The organism is Dokdonia sp. (assembly GCF_039945015.1).
Taxonomy (GTDB): domain Bacteria; phylum Bacteroidota; class Bacteroidia; order Flavobacteriales; family Flavobacteriaceae; genus Dokdonia.
In genome coordinates this window covers 255,237-274,744 of the sequence record NZ_JBDUXP010000021.1, presented here as the reverse complement: position 1 = coordinate 274,744, position 19,508 = coordinate 255,237, and the positions used below count along the sequence as shown (strand labels likewise).

The 19,508-nt window shown below is 30.8% G+C and carries 27 protein-coding genes; all 27 read right to left on the bottom strand.

Going from position 1 to position 19,508, the window contains the following annotated elements:
* Positions 1-39: 39 nt before the first annotated feature.
* Entirely contained in the window at positions 40-534 is a 495-nt protein-coding gene (locus tag ABJD27_RS17420; protein ID WP_348166342.1) for a hypothetical protein, read from the bottom strand.
* Between the two features lie 8 nt (positions 535-542).
* Positions 543-917, bottom strand: a complete 375-nt coding sequence (locus ABJD27_RS17415) for a 3-hydroxyacyl-ACP dehydratase (RefSeq protein WP_348166339.1) — start codon at positions 915-917, stop codon at positions 543-545.
* The gene (locus tag ABJD27_RS17410) at positions 918-1,490 is read right to left on the bottom strand and encodes a porin family protein (RefSeq protein ID WP_348166336.1); all 573 of its coding nucleotides are present in this window, start codon (positions 1,488-1,490) and stop codon (positions 918-920) included. It lies immediately after the preceding gene.
* Positions 1,491-1,538: 48 nt separating this feature from the next.
* A complete protein-coding gene (locus ABJD27_RS17405; RefSeq protein WP_348166333.1) occupies positions 1,539-2,120 on the bottom strand; it encodes a porin family protein in 582 nt (193 codons plus the stop codon).
* 47 nt (positions 2,121-2,167) lie between these two features.
* On the bottom strand, positions 2,168-2,749 hold the full coding sequence (locus ABJD27_RS17400) for a porin family protein (RefSeq protein ID WP_348166330.1): 582 nt from the start codon (positions 2,747-2,749) through the stop codon (positions 2,168-2,170).
* On the bottom strand, positions 2,750-3,328 hold the full coding sequence (locus ABJD27_RS17395; protein ID WP_348166327.1) for a hypothetical protein: 579 nt from the start codon (positions 3,326-3,328) through the stop codon (positions 2,750-2,752).
* Positions 3,329-3,338: 10 nt separating this feature from the next.
* Complete coding sequence (locus ABJD27_RS17390) at positions 3,339-3,956, bottom strand: outer membrane lipoprotein carrier protein LolA (RefSeq protein WP_348166324.1); 618 nt, start codon at positions 3,954-3,956, stop codon at positions 3,339-3,341.
* Complete coding sequence (locus ABJD27_RS17385) at positions 3,949-4,725, bottom strand: polysaccharide deacetylase family protein (protein WP_348166321.1); 777 nt, start codon at positions 4,723-4,725, stop codon at positions 3,949-3,951. Before ABJD27_RS17385 ends, ABJD27_RS17390 begins: the two co-directional genes overlap by 8 nt.
* A complete protein-coding gene (locus ABJD27_RS17380; protein ID WP_348202076.1) occupies positions 4,719-4,847 on the bottom strand; it encodes a hypothetical protein in 129 nt (42 codons plus the stop codon). Before ABJD27_RS17380 ends, ABJD27_RS17385 begins: the two co-directional genes overlap by 7 nt.
* 4 nt (positions 4,848-4,851) lie before the next feature.
* Positions 4,852-5,916, bottom strand: coding sequence for a beta-ketoacyl synthase N-terminal-like domain-containing protein (locus ABJD27_RS17375; protein WP_348166318.1), 1,065 nt, complete (start codon positions 5,914-5,916; stop codon positions 4,852-4,854).
* The gene (locus ABJD27_RS17370; RefSeq protein WP_348166315.1) at positions 5,916-7,118 is read right to left on the bottom strand and encodes a beta-ketoacyl-[acyl-carrier-protein] synthase family protein; all 1,203 of its coding nucleotides are present in this window, start codon (positions 7,116-7,118) and stop codon (positions 5,916-5,918) included. Before ABJD27_RS17370 ends, ABJD27_RS17375 begins: the two co-directional genes overlap by 1 nt.
* A gap of 6 nt (positions 7,119-7,124) precedes the next feature.
* Positions 7,125-7,382, bottom strand: coding sequence for a phosphopantetheine-binding protein (locus ABJD27_RS17365; protein ID WP_348166312.1), 258 nt, complete (start codon positions 7,380-7,382; stop codon positions 7,125-7,127).
* 1 nt (position 7,383) lies between these two features.
* A complete protein-coding gene (locus tag ABJD27_RS17360; RefSeq protein ID WP_348166309.1) occupies positions 7,384-8,001 on the bottom strand; it encodes a 3-oxoacyl-ACP synthase in 618 nt (205 codons plus the stop codon).
* A complete protein-coding gene (locus ABJD27_RS17355) occupies positions 8,001-9,062 on the bottom strand; it encodes a methyltransferase (protein WP_348166306.1) in 1,062 nt (353 codons plus the stop codon). Before ABJD27_RS17355 ends, ABJD27_RS17360 begins: the two co-directional genes overlap by 1 nt.
* 6 nt (positions 9,063-9,068) lie before the next feature.
* Positions 9,069-10,217 (bottom strand): beta-ketoacyl synthase N-terminal-like domain-containing protein, encoded by a 1,149-nt coding sequence (locus ABJD27_RS17350; protein WP_348166303.1) that lies wholly within the window; start codon positions 10,215-10,217, stop codon positions 9,069-9,071.
* On the bottom strand, positions 10,210-10,653 hold the full coding sequence (locus ABJD27_RS17345; protein ID WP_348166300.1) for a thioesterase family protein: 444 nt from the start codon (positions 10,651-10,653) through the stop codon (positions 10,210-10,212). The genes ABJD27_RS17350 and ABJD27_RS17345 overlap by 8 nt, the downstream gene beginning before the upstream one ends.
* On the bottom strand, positions 10,643-11,908 hold the full coding sequence (locus ABJD27_RS17340; protein ID WP_348166297.1) for an ABC transporter permease: 1,266 nt from the start codon (positions 11,906-11,908) through the stop codon (positions 10,643-10,645). Before ABJD27_RS17340 ends, ABJD27_RS17345 begins: the two co-directional genes overlap by 11 nt.
* Positions 11,901-12,644 carry an ABC transporter ATP-binding protein gene (locus ABJD27_RS17335; protein WP_348166294.1) on the bottom strand — a complete coding sequence of 248 codons (744 nt, stop codon included), beginning with the start codon at positions 12,642-12,644 and terminating at the stop codon, positions 11,901-11,903. The genes ABJD27_RS17340 and ABJD27_RS17335 overlap by 8 nt, the downstream gene beginning before the upstream one ends.
* A gap of 123 nt (positions 12,645-12,767) precedes the next feature.
* Positions 12,768-13,763: a BtrH N-terminal domain-containing protein gene (locus tag ABJD27_RS17330; RefSeq protein ID WP_348166624.1), complete on the bottom strand. Its 996-nt coding sequence runs from the start codon at positions 13,761-13,763 to the stop codon at positions 12,768-12,770.
* Positions 13,753-14,160, bottom strand: coding sequence for a hypothetical protein (locus ABJD27_RS17325; protein ID WP_348166291.1), 408 nt, complete (start codon positions 14,158-14,160; stop codon positions 13,753-13,755). Before ABJD27_RS17325 ends, ABJD27_RS17330 begins: the two co-directional genes overlap by 11 nt.
* Positions 14,147-14,620: an ABC transporter permease gene (locus ABJD27_RS17320; protein WP_348166288.1), complete on the bottom strand. Its 474-nt coding sequence runs from the start codon at positions 14,618-14,620 to the stop codon at positions 14,147-14,149. The genes ABJD27_RS17325 and ABJD27_RS17320 overlap by 14 nt, the downstream gene beginning before the upstream one ends.
* The gene (locus tag ABJD27_RS17315) at positions 14,620-15,051 is read right to left on the bottom strand and encodes a hypothetical protein (protein ID WP_348166285.1); all 432 of its coding nucleotides are present in this window, start codon (positions 15,049-15,051) and stop codon (positions 14,620-14,622) included. Before ABJD27_RS17315 ends, ABJD27_RS17320 begins: the two co-directional genes overlap by 1 nt.
* 1 nt (position 15,052) lies before the next feature.
* Positions 15,053-16,189: a beta-ketoacyl-ACP synthase III gene (locus ABJD27_RS17310; RefSeq protein WP_348166282.1), complete on the bottom strand. Its 1,137-nt coding sequence runs from the start codon at positions 16,187-16,189 to the stop codon at positions 15,053-15,055.
* A 13-nt stretch (positions 16,190-16,202) separates the two neighbouring features.
* Positions 16,203-17,126: a dialkylrecorsinol condensing enzyme DarA gene (locus ABJD27_RS17305; RefSeq protein ID WP_348166279.1), complete on the bottom strand. Its 924-nt coding sequence runs from the start codon at positions 17,124-17,126 to the stop codon at positions 16,203-16,205.
* A 1-nt stretch (position 17,127) separates the two neighbouring features.
* Positions 17,128-18,012 (bottom strand): lipid A biosynthesis acyltransferase, encoded by an 885-nt coding sequence (locus ABJD27_RS17300; protein ID WP_348166276.1) that lies wholly within the window; start codon positions 18,010-18,012, stop codon positions 17,128-17,130.
* Between the two features lie 23 nt (positions 18,013-18,035).
* On the bottom strand, positions 18,036-18,278 hold the full coding sequence (locus tag ABJD27_RS17295) for an acyl carrier protein (RefSeq protein WP_348166273.1): 243 nt from the start codon (positions 18,276-18,278) through the stop codon (positions 18,036-18,038).
* A gap of 3 nt (positions 18,279-18,281) precedes the next feature.
* Positions 18,282-19,502: a beta-ketoacyl-[acyl-carrier-protein] synthase family protein gene (locus tag ABJD27_RS17290; protein WP_348166271.1), complete on the bottom strand. Its 1,221-nt coding sequence runs from the start codon at positions 19,500-19,502 to the stop codon at positions 18,282-18,284.
* Positions 19,503-19,508: the final 6 nt, after the last annotated feature.

Genomic DNA, 19,508 nt, shown 5'->3' with positions numbered 1-19,508 from the left:
AATTTGATGTGATTAACAACAAACAAAAGGTGGGTATTTTTACTCTTTTACAATCAATTTCTCATTATCAGTAAAGCCTTTCGATTGTAGGATATATTCTTTAATATAATTCTTTAAAGCAGTAGATCTAATGTTCTTATACTGTTTTAAAACAAACAATTTATCTTCCTCTATATTCTTTTTATATTTTAAAATTTTAGGCGTGTTTTCTTGAATTGTTAATCTAAGGAAACGTGCCTCTATATTATTTGGGCTTTTCTTGATAGCGTATTCTATATAAGAAACACCATCTACAAATAATTCTTTTTTACTCCTAATATCGGGCTCTAACTTAGCCAATAAGGTAATTGAAAGACCTTTGTAAGCGATCAGATTGGCAGAATCTTCCTTAGTAACAGAAGCAACTAAATTGTTAAAAGCCTTTATTTTGGTTTTATCTTCTACAGCTTCTTTATAAGAATCTCTAATTGTATCTATATCTGTTGATAAAAAACAAATGCTTACAACAAGTATGGATACAATTAGAGATTTCATATAATATGTTACTTAGCAATAAAATTAGTAGTTAGTTTTAAAGCTATAGTATCTCCAAACTTAGAGATATTTTTTACTTTATACCCACCTCCCTCTACTTCGGTAATAGCCATTTCTAGTTCTAATTCTGGGGTGTTATTTGGATTTATGATTGCCATAAATTTAACATTACCAGCAGATTGCATAAATAGCTTTTTATCTACTACTTTCTCTGTAATATCTTTAATAATCTGCATCATACAAACTCCAGGCATTACTGGATTTCCAGGAAAATGTCCTTTAAAAATCGTATGATCTTTGTTTACAGTAATAATCGCTGTAGCTATAGTATCTACAACTTCAAGGGTATTGATTTTATAGAAATCATTTAATACATCACTCACTTAAAAATCGAATTTATAGGTTGCTCCAATTTGAATTACTTTATTAAGTAAGACTTCATCTATTGGAGATGAATTATTTACATTAGAACCAAATATATCTATAATACCTAGATTATACCTTGCTTCAACACTAAGATCAAATGGAAAATTATAACCAACTCCCCCAAAAATTAAAATATCAAATCCTTCTAGAGAACTAAAAGAATTGTCAAGATTATCATCAACTTTAATATTTATAGCTGGTCCGGCAATAAAATGTAGTCCTAAACCTTTGAAAGGGGAAAACTTATTTGCTACAGCTAGAGAGATATATTGTATTTCTATATCTAACTCTCCTGGAAACTTTGAATCTGCTCCTTGCCTAGTGTAATTTAGTTCTGGTTGCAATGCATAAAAATTTGCAAAATTAAATTCTGCAAACACTCCAATGTAAAAATCTGTTTTATCATCAAAGTTTGTATTAGTAATATTAGACAAATTTACACCAGCTCTAACACCAGGTTTAATAGTTATTTGAGAGAAAGCTGTTGTAGCCATGATAACAAACATTGTTGTTAAAAATACTTTTTTCATTCAATTATAAAATTTAAGATTAGTTATTTAGTATAGTATGTTATTCATTTAAAAGTCAAATTTATAAGTAGCTCCAATCTGAATTACTTCATTAACTCGAGGTCCATTATCATTATCAACAAAATTCTCATCAAAATTGCCTTCAAGGCCAATGTTATATCTTGCTTCAACACTTAGATTAAAAGGAAAGCTATATCCAATTCCTCCAAAAACTAAAACATCAAAACGATTAAAAAACTCAAAACCAGTAAAAGAATTATTCAAGTTATCTCCAACTTTAATATTTATAGCTGGTCCGGCAATGAAGTGCAATTTTAAAACTTTAAAAGGAGAGAATTTATTAGCCACAGCTAGAGAGAGATATTGTATCTCTATATCTGATTGTCCAAGGGAGTTTGAATTTGCTCCCTGTCTAGTGTAGTTTAACTCTGGTTGTAAAGCGTAAAAACTTGTAAAATTAATCTCTGTAAATACTCCAATATAAAAATCTGTATTAGTGTCAAAATTTGAATTTGAACTTGTAACATTAGAAAAATTCACACCTGCTCTAACTCCTGGTTTAATAGTTATCTGAGAGAAAGCTGTTGTAGCCATGATAACAAACAATACTGTTAAAAATACTTTTCCCATTTAATTAAAAGTTTTAAGATTGATTTTCTATTTAATTTACCACTCGCTTAAAAGTCAAATTTATAAGTAGCCCCAATTTGAATTACTTCATTAACATCACTACTTAAAAAAGATGTAGAAAATTGAGTATCAATAATATCTACAAAACCAATATTATACCTTGCTTCAATACCAAGGTTAAATGGGAATTCATAACCAATTCCTCCAAAAATTAAAATATCATAATTTTTTAAAGAACTAAAAGTACCATCAAAATCGTTAACGTTGTCTCCGACTCTAAGACTCACAGCTGGTCCGCCAGTAAAATATAAACCTACCCCAGCCTTTTTAAAAGGAGAAAACTTATTCACAAGAGCAAAAGAGAGATATTGTATTTCTATATCTGATACTCCAGGAAGATTAGGGGATGCTCCTTGCCGAGAGTAGTTTAACTCTGGTCTTAATGCGAAAAAACTTGCAAAATTAATTTCTGCAAAACCTCCAATATAAAAATCTGTTTTAGCATCAAATTCTGAAGAACTAAATCTAGAAAAATTAACACCTGCCCTAACACCAGGTTCAATAGTTATTTGCGAAAATACGGATGTACTAAGTACTATAAACGCTAAAGTTAAAAATGATTTCTTCATTTAATTAAAAGTTTTAAGATTGATTTCCAGCTTGATAGCTGTGTGCAAAATACTGATTTTATTAGAAATCATACCATTCACATCTGAAAACAGAAAACGGATTTTTTCTTTTCCATTTCTTGTATACACAATTTTATCTTCCAGTTTTGTTTTAGAATAATAATATGTTCTTTTACCTAATACAGTTTCATAAATTATTCCATCTTCACTTTCATATGATGCAATGACAGGGAATTTTTCTTGAATTAAAACTTGAAAATCTCTTTTTAAAATATTTATTAAAATTGATTTATCAATATCATCAATTATATAGTTTACTGTAAAAACATTATTTAAAAATGAAAAGTCAAAAATAGTCTTCCCCATTTCTGTTGTAAAGACAATACGATGATTTGATTCCCCAAGTTTTTTAACAATAAATAGACCACTTAATGTATTACCATAGACTTCAATATTTGCCTTATACACATAATCTTTTGCCTCACTAGAAAAATAAGGAAGAGAAATTTCTTTTTCTGAAGTATCTCTTTCTTGAAAATTATTTTTTTTAGGATAGGAAGCACAAGCTGTAAAAAGCAAGCACAGACAACTAATGAGCAAATACCGCATCGGCTATAGGAGTATTTACAGTTCTATTACTAAATATAATTCTAGTATAATCATCTGTAGGTTCTATCATTTTTAATTCAATAACTTCTCCTTCTGCATTAAATGTAATATGAAATGCCTTAATGTATTTTGAGAATTTCTCATCTTTAGAAACAGAGTGTACTACACTGTTTGATGTATCTTTAAAATAAGTGATGGTAAATTGATCCTCATCAAACATATCGCCTTTTATACTATTGACAATAAGACCGTTAAGCTGTTTAAATAAATCACTAGAACCAACATCTAAGTCGCTCTTATTCCCCTCATTATTAATAAACAAGGTCTTATCTTTAAATAAAACAGAATAATTAAAAGGTTCTGTATACTCCCATTTTACAATATCTGGAGATTTAAACACTAATTTTCCAGACGTCTCAATATCATTTGCCAAGAAATCTAAATGTTTATACTGTATAAAATCACTCTGCAATGTATGTATCGTAGCCGCTTGAGACTTCACCTTTAACTTTAAATCTTCTGCTTCAGCCTGGCTCATCTTAACTTGCGCACTAGCTAGAGTTCCAATTAAAAAGAAGATATAAATAATATTACGCATATGCTTTTATTTTAAATAAGGAATCTACAGTAATAGATTCTATGTCCTGTTTCTGTAAAAATAACAATAACTGTTCCAATATGATGATTGTTTTAGAACTTGTATCATGTAGCAAAACAACATCTCCCTTAGATAGGTTTTTTGTTATCCGATGTAATACTACATCTGGTGACCTTGAAGTTGTATCTAAAGAACGAACATTCCACCCTATAGATTGTAATTTTAGAACACTTAGTGCTTTTTTAATTCTTGGATTTGTAACCCCAAAAGCTGGTCTGTAAAGTTGCATTATCTTACCAGATGTTTCTTTAACAATCTCATTTGTCATTGCTAATTCTTCAATCACCTTTTCTGTTTTAAAAAAACCAAAATTAGTTGAATGAGAATACGTATGATTCCCTACAGTATGTCCTTCTTTAATAATTTGATTAAAAATATTAGGGTGTTTTTTGACCTGTTCTCCAATGCAAAAGAAAGTAGCCTTTGCATTATATTTTTTTAAAAGTTCCAAAACTAAAGGTGTGTATTCTGGATGTGGCCCATCATCAAAAGTAATTGCTATCTTTCTCTCTTTCAAATCCATATCATGATTAAGAGATGAAACATGATAATTCCACTTTACTATAAATGATCCAGCGACTGTTATAAATAACCAAATAACGAATAACAAGATATATGCCCACAAGAAATGTTCTAATAAGATACTTATCGCAAGTAAAATAATTGAGATAAGAACTGCAGCTATATTTACAGACCTAAAATTTAACATTCTCTTCTGTGTAGATGATTAAAAATACAAGATACTGATAAACGGTCTTTTTTTGCTTTCGCGAAAGCAAAATGAACTTTAAACAACCAGTGCATTCTAAAACAATAGTCAGTTTTTATCATGTACTTAATCTTTACCCAATAATACGAAACTGTGATTTTCTCCTCGATACTGATTGTATAATAAAACAGTTTTATAGCTTGAAGATGGGGCAGTATTTAGTTGTACCTCATTAGGTAGTTGTTGTGTTTTCAGAATTTTTGCAGCTAGCCAAATGCCAAAAGAAGATGCGGTATTAAACTCGCCACATAAGTGTTTATAATATGCTTTCGGAGTAGTATTGAATGCATTAGAACTTAACGTATCGTATATATGATCATAATCTATATCTCCGTTATTTCCTAAAATCAACAAATCAAGATCTTTAATTTGGAGATTATTAGCCTCTAAAAATGAAATAGCGCTCTGTTCTAATGTATCTTCAGGAAGTGTGTTAATAATTTTGACATCTAACACTTTAGCATAACTAGATGTTTGTTTTTTGTTAGAAAGCACAAAAAAATTAGCTCCTTCTCCAAAAACAGCTCCTTTAGTTTTAGATGCTAATAGTTTATTAGAATTTATTTCCTCTGCTTTAATATGCTTAACTATACGATGTATTTTTACCGTATAATCGGCAAGTTCATCTACACCTCCAATTAAGATATTATTTGCCTCATCTAACTGGAGTTGTAACGTTGCATCTAATAATGCTGACTCAAACGAAACGCTTGAATGCACATAGGTAAAATTATAACCTTTACAACCTAATTCTAAAGCAATCTGTCCTCCCACCGTATTATGAGTAGACTGAATAAAAGGTGTAGGTGTTAAGTACAACTCTTCATTTTCTATAATAGCTTTTAAGAATTTTTCCGAATCACGTAATCCACCCATCCCTGTTCCAGTAATAATAGCATCTACATTTTCTAGGTCAGCTTCATTAAGAGCGATTTTAGCAGCTACAATACTCATCTTTATTCCTTTGGCCATTCTTCTTGATGCCGAAGGAGGAATAAAGTCTTTGTAATTGGGATTGACTGCAGGAATAACAGTATCATTATAGGTTATAACTTCATCTAGAAAATCTGAATTATCATACGTCTTTTGAGCCGAAATTGAACAAACGCTATTTATATATACATTTTTCATTAGGTTTCTTTTGAAAAGATAACTGTTGAACAATTACCTCCAAAACCAAATGAATTAGACATAACATTGGTTAAGGGTTTGTTTTTAGATTCAAGTTGTGGCGTAATACTAAATTCCTTCATCTGAGTTTTGAAATTCAGATTCGGAAAAATCACATTATTTTGTAATGCCAATATAGAATACACAGCTTCTATAGCTCCTGCAGCGGCTAAGGTATGTCCTGTATATGCTTTTGTTGAGCTAAAGTCTGGTACATCCTCTCCAAAGACTCTTAAGATAGCACGCCCTTCTGATAAGTCGTTATTTCCAGTAGCAGTACCGTGCGCATTAATATAATCTATCTCTTTTGCTTTTAATCCCGCCATGGCAAGTGCTTGATTCATTGCCAAGGTAGCCCCATCACCATGTTCTGATGATGCAGTTTGGTGATGCGCATCATTTGCATTTGCGTATCCTTTTACATATGCTAACACCTTTTTATTTTCTGCTTGTACTACAGCATCAGACTCTAATACCAAAAATGCAGCAGCTTCTCCTAAGTTTAATCCTTTTCTGTTATCATCAAAAGGAGTATTATAGGTATCTGATAAAATCATTAACGTTTTAAAACCATTTATGGTAAATTTAGATAAACAATCAGCTCCTCCAACTACAACACGATCTAACTGTCCCGATTTGATTAATCGTGCTCCAAACATAATCGCATTCGCCGCAGAAGAACATGCAGTACTTATAGTAGTTACTAGACTTTGTTCAATCCCTAATTGTTCTGCAATTTTTTGAGTAGAATCTCCAGCGTGATGCCCTTTAATATACTTTTGAGTAGAGGCATCTGTAAGGTAGGCATAATAGTTTTGTTCTGTCTTATCCATTCCTCCAACGCTTGTGGACGAAATTAAACCTGTTTTATAAAGGTTTGCATCTTTAATTCCTGCACTAGCAAAAGCTTGTTTTGCAGCAATTGCTCCCAATAAGGCTGTTCTAGAATAGTTATTTGATTCTGGTAAGTTAAGTTGTAATTCTAATGCTTTATTTGTTAAACTAATTTCTCCAACCATAATATCGTTCTGATGTATGGTTTCTATTTTAGAAATACGTGTAATTCCTTTTTTCTCTTCTATAAGTGACTGGTAATTATCATCTACATTGTTTCCAATAGAAGAAATGATTCCCATACCAGTTATAGCTACCCCTCTACTCAATCTCTATTATTTAGTTCTGTGTTCAGAAATATAATTTGCCATTACTTCAATAGACTCAAAAATGGCACGTCCTTCTTTAGGATCTGTTAATTTAATCCCATAATTTTTATCTAACATTACAATAATCTCTAATGCATCTATAGAATCTAAAGCTAAACCATCTCCAAATAGTTTGTCATCATCAGCAATATCTTCTATTGCAACATCCTCTAGGTTTAGTTGTTCTATAATGTGTTGTTTAAGTTCTAATTTTAAAGCATTCATATTAACTATTGTATAATTTTAGTAAGTTTTGGTTATTGTGTAATGTAATTCCTGTTTTAGTAACTAAGTATAAAAATCCTTCATAGTGTTCTCCATCTAATTCAACCCAACCGCAGAGTACACTATTTGCTTTGTTATTAGCTAATAAACTAGTAGCGTAATTTAATAAATGTTGTGCATTAAAGCTGTCAAATATAAAAAAACTATTTTCAGAATAGAGCTTATATTTTATGCAAATTTCTCCTATGCATATATTTGGCAAAGTATATACAAATACAGAAGGGCTAGGATAATAGTTTTCAGTATCCTGTATAGACTCTTGATATTTTCTATCGGTATCCAAACTGGACGCTTTATTTGAAAATACAATTGCTATATCATTCTCTTGCGTTACATCTAACTTTTCGTTCTTTAGTAATACATCAGCTGTTAAAAATGCAAGCTTGCTTAGAGCATCCATTTTAAAGAACTTTGAATAATTAGTATCTAATGATTTGTAGGCCGTTTTTATAAAATCTGAAAAAATCTCTGCTTCATTCTCAAATACAAGGTTACCGTTTAAAGAGATTTTATTATTCTTTATACTGCAAAATGACTTTATGTAATAGGATGAATTCATTATTTTTTCCCAAAAACAAATACGGTATGATATTCTCCTAATGCAATATCCTCTCTTATTTCTAAACCAGCTGCAAGAGCAATATCTTTCACTTCTTCTGCTTTATACATTTTACTATTTCCATTTGCTAAAACTGTAAAGTATAATGATGTCGCTTCTAAAATAAACTTAGCATTATCAAATCGTTGCCTATCTGTATAGGTTTCTATAATAAACAACTCTGTGTTTTCATCCATAGAATCTACACAAGTCTTTAGAATTTTAAAAATCTCTTCTTTGGAGAAGCAATCTAGAAACTGAGATAACCAAATAAGATCTGCTCCTGTTGGAATTTTTGGATTGTCTTTAAGCCAATTTATTTCATGACTAGTAACCCTATCACTAAATCCTTCTTTTTCTATATTGGCAATTGCCTTGTTTAATTGACCAGGCAAATCAATCATTTTTATATTTATGTCACTATTGTAATTGCAGCACTTTATGGTAAATTTTCCTGTATTTGCACCAATATCAAAAATTTGCTTTGGTTTTTTCCTAAAAACTAATTCTAAAGCATCACTAAAAATATGATCCGAATAGTGATGGTCAAACTCAAACCATGAATTTTGAATTTCAGAAGGCAATTGTGACAATCCTTCATAAATAGTATCCCAATTACCAAGTTCTTTTAAACCTTCAGGCTTGCCCGTTTTAATAGATTCATTTAAATGATACAACCCTTTATAGCAAACATCATTGGTGAAGTTTATATTAGCATTAACCGTTTCATTATAATTTAAGAAATAGCCTGTGGTGGTTAATACATATTTGTTTTCAGCATCTTTACTAACAATATTTGAACTTTCTGCGATTTCCAATAAAACACTTATACCGTATGTGCTTATAGATAGTTCTTTGGAAATTTCATCTATTGTAATTCCTCCTGCTTTTCTTTTACTAAAGATAAGATCAAAAATGCCAAGTTTTCTTAACGAAATGGTTGCTTGAAACACAAAAGGAGCAAAAGCAATTTTTTGCGCTTCTTGAATGGCATCTATAGCCCTTAATGAGGTGTTTTCCATATTATTTTAAGATGTTACTTTTTTAAATATTGCAGCAGTATTACAGCCTCCAAAACCTGAAGCTGTTTTAAGAAAAATATTCATTTCTTTTTGTGCTGTATTTGTAATTATATTAATGGGTTTTGAAACACCTAAAGATTCAAAACCTAAAGATGCGTATAATGTATTATCTTTTAAAGAATGCATTCCAACAATAGTTTCTAATAATCCTGAAGCACCTAGAGTATGTCCTAAATAACCTTTTAAACTATTTACAGGAACCTCTTGTAATCCAAGCCTATTAAATGCAATTGCCTCCATCTCATCATTAAATGGAGTCGCTGTTCCGTGTGCAGAAATATAATCGATACTCGTATGAGGTATATTTGCTTCTTTTAAAGCAGAGTTCACACTTCTAACGAGTCCTTCTCCTGTTCTAGATGGTCCCGAAATATGATTAGCATCATTACAAGAACCTTCTCCTAACATATTAACAGCTTCATCTACTAGATCAGTTTTACTATTTGTTACTAAAACACTTGCGGCAACTTCTCCAATATTAATCCCAGATCTATTTTTTGAATAAGGTCGACATGGTCGATTGCTTAACGCTTGAAAAGAGTTAAAGCCTGATAAAATAAATTTTGTGACAATATCGCCACTAACAATAAATATATCATCATACATCCCCTGATTAATATAACGTTTGGCGACAGCAATAGCTAAAACTCCAGACACACAGGCATTAGAGATAATAACTGGTTCATTCTCAAATCCAAAAAACGATTTAATTGTTTTACCCAACTCACTTAAATAAGCACGTTCTTTTGTAAATGAACTATGCTCATCTAATGCATCTATATTCCCTTTTGTAGTAGAGATAATTATACCTACCCTTTTTGTTAAAGGAATTCTTGAAGGTGCAATGATATTTTTTAATGACAAAATCATCATTTTTTCTAACCTAGTAAAATCATGTTCGATACCTAGATTAGAAAATTCTTTATTTAATATTTCAGTATTTATTATAGAGGAACAAATAGGTTCTCCAAGTAAGTCTTTATCATCAATTAATTGCAATCCAGAAACCTTATTATAGATATTATCTACAACAGTTTTACTATCAAAACCAAGTGATGAAATTATATTGTTATGTGATAAGTAAACGTTACTCATTTAAAAGACCTACTTTTTGTTTCCAATCTTTAAAAAAGTCTGGAATTGTTAAAGATAAATCACCTTCTCCTATTTTATCTACAAAAACCTGAACAGTTTCACCTGTACACACAAGTACATCTTCTTGATTAAAAATTTCGTACTTAAAAATCATTTTAGCAGCTAGACTATCTACATATATCGTTTTTATGGTAGCCACATCTCCATAACGTAATGGAAACTTATGCTCACTGCTTGACTTTACAATGGGAGTTGCATATCCATATTCTTTTTGATCCAGATAAGAGATACCGTGATGCCTCCCAAAAGCTTCTCTTCCATCTTCAAAATATTGTATATAATTACCATGCCATACAATACCTAAAGGATCGGTTTCGACAAAACGAATCCGGACTTTATTAATAAAACTTATTTCACCTTTATTTTTAGACTGCATTTTTATTTTTATTATAAGCTATAGCAATAGATGTGGTTATTATAAAAAACAACAATAATAATGTTATTTCAGGGATAATATCTATTAAGTTAGAATTTCTTAAAAATACATCGTAAAATGCATTTAATGCCCAATTCATTGGAGAAATATTAGATACTACCTGCATAAATTCTGGCATCACAAAAACGGGCACCCAAACACCGCCTATAGCCGCTAGAATAACAACAAATGTTGCTCCGAATGGAGCCGCTTGTTCTTGAGTTTTTGCAATGGTTCCCAATAGTAAACCTAACCCTATCGCCGCTAAGCCTGCAAAAATAGTAACTATAAATAATAGTGGTAATCTTCCAGTTACGTCCAATACAGGTAATCCAATTATTGGAAACAAATAAACCCCAGTAAGTACCATGAGTATAAATTGAATGATACAAACAAACAAATAAACGATTGTTTTCCCCCCAAGAACAGTGGTATATGGCAAAGGATTTGTTCTTAACCTAACAAATGTCCCTTGGTTTTTTTCTTTTACAATGTTTGTAGACAGTGGTACAATAATAAAAAATATAGCAAAAAGAGTCCAAGCAGGAACATTGTGCTGTACAGAGTTTGGAATAGTGTTTCCAGTATTGTTATTTGGTAGAATCTCTGTAAAACTTATAAAACTTTTGGTATCAAAAATCACTTCTGTAGGATCGTCCGATATCTCTTTTTGAAAAGCAGCATAAATAGATTGAGTTTCAATTTTAGATATGATTTTATCAATTCCATTTTTCACAGAATTCTTAAAGGCAAACTGTGTCGCTGGATCAAAATATAATTTGACTTCTTTTTTTGAGAAAATTTCTTTAGAAACATCAGTACTATCACTTAGTCCAATTTTCTCAAAAATGGTAGTGACATTTTGATTTATTTTTTTTTCTAAATCTGAAGATAGCTTTTCAGGAACAACTATTGCTAATTGATATTTACCCTTAGAAACAAGATTTTCTGCTTCCTCTTCGCTATTTATTTTTATAATTTTAAATGAATTGGTATCTTCTAATCCTGCAATCATAATCTCAGAAACACTCCCTTTATCATTATCCACAAGGAGAATTTCAATTTTAACGGGAACTACTGTTTTAAATGTACTATCCTGAATTAATGTAATTGTAACTATTAACACTAAAGGCATTATAAATAATATTGCAATTCCACCAATGTCTCTGGAAAGTAATAGTATTTCTTTATATATGGAAGCAATTAACTTATGCATAATCCCTTAGCATTTTTCCAGTTAAAGCTAAAAATACATCTTCTAGGTTATTAGCATTTTCTTGATGGGTAATTAATTCTTTTGGAGAACCCTTTGCTATTATTTTCCCATGATCAATGATGGCTACTTTAGTGCAAAACGTCTCTGCTTCATTTAAATGATGAGAAGTATAGATGATGGTAGTTCCCTTTTGATTCAGAGATTGTAAATAATCAATAATTACATTTTTTGATTGAACATCTACTCCTACGGTTGGTTCATCTAAAAACAATATCTTAGGTTCATGTAAAATACTTGCAATTAAATTAACCCTACGCTTCATTCCTCCGGAGAACGTACCAATCTTTTTATTTAAAAATTTAGTAAGCCCTAACGTCTCGATAGCCAAATTAATTTTAGTTTTTAAATCATTCCCTTTTAAACCATACATGCTTCCAAAGTACATTAAGTTTTCAAAAGCAGTTAAGGTTGGATATAAAGCATATTCTTGAGGAACGATACCAATCATCTTTTTTAATTCATTCTTATTCTTTTTATAATTAAGACCATTAATGGTAAAGGTTCCTGATGTAGGCTTAATTAATGATGATAATAATGAAATCAACGTTGTTTTCCCAGCCCCATTTGGTCCAATTAATCCAAAAATTTCTTTCTCATCAATACATAGATCTAACTCTAGTACTGAGAAGAAATCAGCATTCTTGTATTTTTTAGATAATTGTTCAATCTGGATCATATCGTTGAGTACGCAAAAACTAACTGTCTTATTTTGAAATATTAATGGTTATAGTTTGGTACGCTTTCGCGAAAGCGTATTAAGATTCTTTATTATTTTTTATCAGATACAGGGTTCATATGATTACACAGCCTTTTTTAATTTTTTAAAAAAAACTTCTTCTTTACTTGCAATAGCTTCTAATTGAGAAGCTATATCATTATAGGCATCATCTTTGGCTTTTCGGTTTTTATAAATACGAGAAGCATCTAAAGCAAAGTCACGCCATAAGTCGCCTATAGCTGTCATTTCTGTAGATAAATCTGCTAAAGTTTCATTATTTAATATTTTACTAGACTCTTGTAAAAAAGCAGCATAAATGTACCTAAATCCTCCGCCACCAGTGCCAATCTCTTCTTGCATTCTAACAATTTGTCCTAAGTAATGATTTGCAACTTTAATTCCTTTTTTCTTAGGCCATTTACGAATTAATTTGGCTGTTAATCTAATCCCTCTAACTCCTAAAATTGGCATTGGAGCTAACATATCTCTACAGGTATGCTTTATACCTTTAATGATCGCTTTTTCCAAATTTAAAGTTTCAGGGAAATCAGTAGGATAATACATATGGCCTTTAGGTGCAAAAGCGCCTTTTGCAAAACGAACCTTCTCCAATTCTTTATCTGTTAAAGTTGTAACAGTCTCCATAACTGGATCACTAATCAAATAAGAATCATCATTTTTACCATAAACAATTAAATTATGTGCATTAAAATGAAAACGATATTCGTCTGGAAAATACACTAGATTATAAACACCTACTTGTAAACCAACAGGATTATTATTTTTTATATTTTGATCTAATCTGATCTTTGCTTGTTCAGGTGATTTAAATTTTTCTTTTTTAATTTTCACTCCAACACGCTTGGCATATCGCTTAAAAATTTGACCAGGCATTATCCTATATGTAACAACTGGTGCGTGATTAACTTTTAAAAAAGGAAGATAACAATAAAGTAATCCAGACCCTATACCAAAAACCATAGGTTCGCTTACATTGAATCCATTAAATTTCATCAAGTTCGATACAACTCCATTTTCACAATGAGCTGTTTGGTTATGTGTGAATTTACTTTGTATCATCAATATGCTTTAATTGTTCAATAGAAATTTCAAAAACATCTGCATATCGTTTTAAAATTTTGTTTGATAACTTATTAAATTTTTTCAATTTAAAATGATTCTTTACTTGCCATTTGAAAAGCTTTACATAACTAGCTAAAATAGACACGTCCATTCTATGAACCTCCATATAATATTCAATAGGACTAGCTTCATTATTTAACACTCTCTTTTTAGCAAGTGCAACACGCTCATCAATATCTTGTAAAGCATTGTTTAGAGCTATTGTTTTGGGTTGCCACCCCGAACTCTTTGTTGTAACATATTCACCATCTTCATTAACTGCATAGCAAAGCTCTTTGTGATTCTTAGATGCTAAAGCACTCTTGTCCTGTGGAGTGTCATTTTTCTTCATAGAATTGTTTTAATTCTTGAATAATTAGATTGATCTCACAATATAATAATTTAGTAGTTCCTAAATAAGTATTACATTCTAAAGAGCATATGGTATAGTTATCTGTATCAAATCTAGATTTTAAATTGGCTTTAGTTATAATAGTATCTCCCACGAAAGGGCAAGAAAAAATTTCAACTTTTTTTATTGCACTTATAAATCCAATCAATGTTGTCCCCTCACCTTTTATGTCATCATCTTCAAAAAAACTACTTCCAACTATTGAAGAGCAAGTTTGTGCAGCATTTTCTGTTAATCCAATTTCATTTAAAAAATTATTCTCATTAAAAATACAATCTTCATTAACTTTAAAAGAGGTAGACACAAAATTTTCATCCAGATCAAGAATTTTATCTATCATTAAGAATGGCGCGCGATGCGGCAAAAAATCAGATACATCTATTTTATCAAGATCAATCATTAACTAGCAATAACCGTTTTCATTAGACTAGATGCGATTTTCACCTTCTCTACATTAAATACATTAATCTCAACTAATGTTACTCCCATAAACTCTTGCAAAATATGTGCTTCTGTTTGAATCACATCATGTAATTCAGGAAGTTTATATAGCTCCATTTTCTTTATAGATCCAATATATCCAGTTGGTGCTGTTTCGCCTCTTAAAAAGTAATCATATCCAGTATGCAAAGCCACTGTCTGCGCCATATTTTCTATCAAACCTGGTTCAGAAAATACGTGATTATTAAAAAAAATATTAGTTTCTAAGATTTTAAAAGAAGATATCAAATTAGTTTCCGAAAAACCCAACAGTGTATCTACCATTACAAATGGAAATTTCTGTGGGATTAAGTCTTTAATATCTGTAATAGGCTCCTCAAATAAGATCATACTAACAAACGGTTAAATGAGCATGTGTATAGGAAAAACGTCCACTCTCAGGAACTGTTAACATTATTTTATCTCCTTTCTTTAATATACCCGACATTAATAGCTCTTCAAGCATTAAATAAATAGATGCAGAACCAACATTTCCAACCTTATCTAAGTTTGTAAACCAGTTTCCTTCAGGGATTTTTAAACCTTTTTCTCGAAGTCCTTTTTTTAGCTTTTCAGCGAAATATTGAGAAGAAATATGAGGTAAAAAATAATCAATATCAGAAGGATCTTTATCGTGTTTCTGAAAAACCATCTCCATACTCTCTACACCTTTAGTAATAATGTGTGCATCCAAAATCTTAACATCTTGCTTAACAGAAAATATAGACTTTTCTAACCATTCTTTAGAATTATATTCTGTCCAAGACTTTATCGTTCCGTCTTCTAGCTTCTCTCCGCCAGAATACATACAAGTTTCTAATTCGTGAGCAAAAGAGTACCCTTCAATCCAATCTATTTTTAAAGAGATTCCTTTTTCATTTTTTTTATTCTCTAATAATAATGCACCAGCACCGTCAGATAACATCCAACGCAAAAATTCTTTTTTAAAAGCTATTATTGGCTCTTTCTCTAACGCATCAATCATACTGGCTTCTTCTTCAAACATTCCTGCCAACATTCTTGTAGATGATCTCTCTGAACCAGTACAAACTGCATTATTGGAATTTTCAGATTTTACAGATAAAAATCCAAACTTTAATGCGCTCATACCTGAACCACAAATACCTGAAGCTGAGTTTATCTCTAAATTTCTATTTGCTAATAATCCATGGACCATTGCAGCATGCGATGGCAGTAATTGATCTGGTGAAGAAGTACCACAACACAATAATTCCATATTGCTTTGAGTAAATTCATCATCAAATAACTTTACAATTGCTTCTTGAGTTAGTTTTGCATTGGTATGCGTGATATCTCCATCACTATTAATTGCATAATAACGTTGCTTTATACCATTATTTCGTAATACAATCCTTTTTGCTCTAGAAGGTTTTCCATTAATTTTACCTAGGACTTCTTCCATTTTATCATTACTAATAGGGTCATTGGGTAAAATCTTAGAAATTCTTGTTATGTAAACGTCCTTCATTTAAACTTGTTAACTATTTTATTCTCACGGATGAGTAATATTCCTTGTCTTTTTTAATAGTATTAAATAGGGGGATATATGTAAGCAAAAATAGCAAAAAAACTAAGGGAGCAATGATCCAAATAGCAAATAATAAATAATAACCAAAGATAGTTACCCAAAGGCTCCTTTTTTTATTTTCTACAGTTCCTTTTGAGTAAATGAAATTTGCCCATTTTTTAAATAAAACATTCCCTCTTTTATCTGTTAAAACTAAAAAAGGGCTTACCAATACTGCTTTCGCTTTAACTAAGCTCTCTTGAAGACTATCAAGTTTATTGTTTGATAAATGATTTAATATAATCTTTCCGAATTTTGAAGACTCATCAATATCTTTTTGGGATACACCTGGTTTAGGAAATATACCTAAATATCTTTTCTTTTTTCCTGTAAGCATCCATTGTACTATCGTAATTACACTTATATGATTTATGTGTCTATCTACCAAAACAATATTACCAACTAATTTTGCATTACAACTTTTAAATATCTTTTTGATCTTTTCATGCGCCATTACCCACATATTTCTACAACCAATGACTGTTACAATAGGAGTATCTGCAATTAATTCCTTTGCTTCCGGTGAACTTAAAAATGAATTTACAGGAATTGAAGGGCTTAAATACCAAACGGTATATCCTAGAATTATTAAATCAAATTCTTGATTTAATAATTCTAGAGGAATGGGTTCTATCTTTGAAGGAATTTGAAGAAAAGATTCAGGAAATGCATTTAAGAAATCTTTCTTTTTCCACGGAAAAGGGAAAGGCATTTCCATTTTAATTTGATAATAAACAACTTGAATGTCTTCAGACTCGGAAATAGGATCTACTATAGTATTAACAATTTCAGTCAACTGTCCAGATTGCGAATAATGAATTACCAATACTTTCTTCATCTTACTTTTTGTTTACTGACCAGAAATCAAAATAATTAAACCATTGTAAGGGATATTCCTTAAGCATAGATTCTAAATTTTTAGCAAATTCTTCTAAAAGTGCCCCAGCATCTCTATGTTTTGTATGCGCAGTTCTAGCATATAAATGATAATGTTTTGTACTTTCTTTTAAAACATATACAAAAAGTACAGGAACCTTTAGTCTAGAAGCAATGACAAACGGGCCCGCTGGAAATTTGGCGTCTTTACCTAAAAATTCTTGAGTAAGGTATTTTGAATCTTTTATATAGCGATCACCAGTAATGCATACAATTTCATTATTAGTTAATGCTGCATTAATCTCAAAAATATGAGATAAGTCATCTTTAATAAGTATAATTTTAATTTTAGGCTTTTTTGTAACACTTGCAAGGTATTCTCTAATAGCTGTATGTTCTACATCTGTTGTTAATAAATGTATAGAAGTGTCAGTTTCTAATTCCCCAAAGAAGTGTTCTGCGATCTCAAAATTGCCTAAGTGAGCACTTATTAAAATACCACCTTTTTTTTCTTTTAAAACTTCTTTTATACGTTCTACTCCATCAAAATTATAAGTGAACTTAGACTTAAGGTTTGAAGAAATAGCAACTTTATCAATAATTGTTTGCCCAAAGACGAAATAGCTTTTATAGATACTTACTAAGGCTTTAAATTTAGGATAGTGTAATCGTTTATGGAAATAATAATAGGTAGCTTTTGTACTCCCTTTAGAGAAAAAGCAAAAATATGCAGCAACAAAATATAGAACAAAATAAGCCGAAGATAATCCTAAGTTCTTCATGCAAAATATAAATATTTTGTATCCTAGAACTGTACCTCTGGATTTTCCATTCCATTCAGTAGCCATAAATGCAAAAGCTTAAATAAAAATTACTTTAGTTTGTTTTCTATAAGGTCATAGAAATCCTGAAGCGTTACAACATCGATAAAATCGTCTCCTACTAATTTAATTCCAAAACTTGAATCTATTGATACAACGAGATCTACAAAATCTAAACTATCTAATTCTAAGGTTTCTTTTAAATTTGCTGTGGGTGAAATATCATCCGGTTCAACTTCAAATTCATCTATAAGAAAGTCGTTTATTTTTTCAATAATAACTTCTTTATTCATCTTCTACTTTATTTTTTTTATTATTAGTGCTGAATTCGTTCCCCCAAATCCAAAAGAATTCGACAAAAATACATCAATTTTTTCATCTAATGTTTTACTTACCAAATTTAATTTAGAAGCATCCTCATCAGGTTCTTGTAAATTTATATTTGGAGCAATAAAATCATTCTGCATCATGAGCATAGAATAAATAACTTCACTTGCTCCTGCCATCCAACATTCATGCCCTGTCATAGACTTAGTTGAGCTTACATAAGGCCCTTTCTCTCCAAAAACTTTATATATAGCTTTCGCTTCATTTGCATCTCCAACTGGTGTAGAAGTAGCATGTGCATTAACATAATTAATTTCACTTGTAGCTATATTTGCTTCTTTTATTGCTTTTAGCATTGCCCGTGAAGGTCCATCTACATTAGGAGTAGATATATGTTCTCCATTTGAAGAAAAACCATATCCAATTATCTCACCTAAAATTGTAGCTCCTCTTTTTTGGGCAGATTCATAACTTTCTACTATAAGTGATGCACCACCACCGCTAGGAACCAAACCATCTCTATTTTTATCAAATGGACGAGATGCTTTTTCTGGATGTTCATTATTTACAGCAAAAACTCCTAAACCATCAAAACTTCCCATGGCAAACTTATTAATTTCTTGCGCACCGCCACAAATAATACAGTCTTGCAGTCCGCTTTTTATAAGTTGGTATGCCATCCCAATGGAATGAGAACCACTAGCACAAGCCGCACTTATTGTGAAATTAACACCTTTAAGTTTAAATATAGTCGAAAGATTCATTGTTACCGTAGAATTCATCGCTTGAAATATAGCGCCAGAACCTACTAAACCTGTATCTTTCTTATCTCTAATTTTATCAATAGAATTAATAACCGCTTTTGCAGTACTATCATTACCATATAGTATTCCTACTTCGTTAGCGTCTAAAAAGTCTTGATCAATTTTTGCATTTTCTAATGCTTCAACAGTTGCTACATATGCATAAGCACCTTCTTCTCCTAAACTTAATCGTTGCCTTCTTGTAAGTTGTTTTTTTAAATCAGGCTCATTTACCATTCCTGTTAATGGAGAACGGTAACCAAACGGTATTCTCTCCTCATCAACAATAATACCTGACTTACCATTGTATAATGATTCTTTAACCATTTCTAAATTTTCCCCAATACAAGAATAAATTCCCATTCCTGTAATAACAACTCTATTCATTTTATA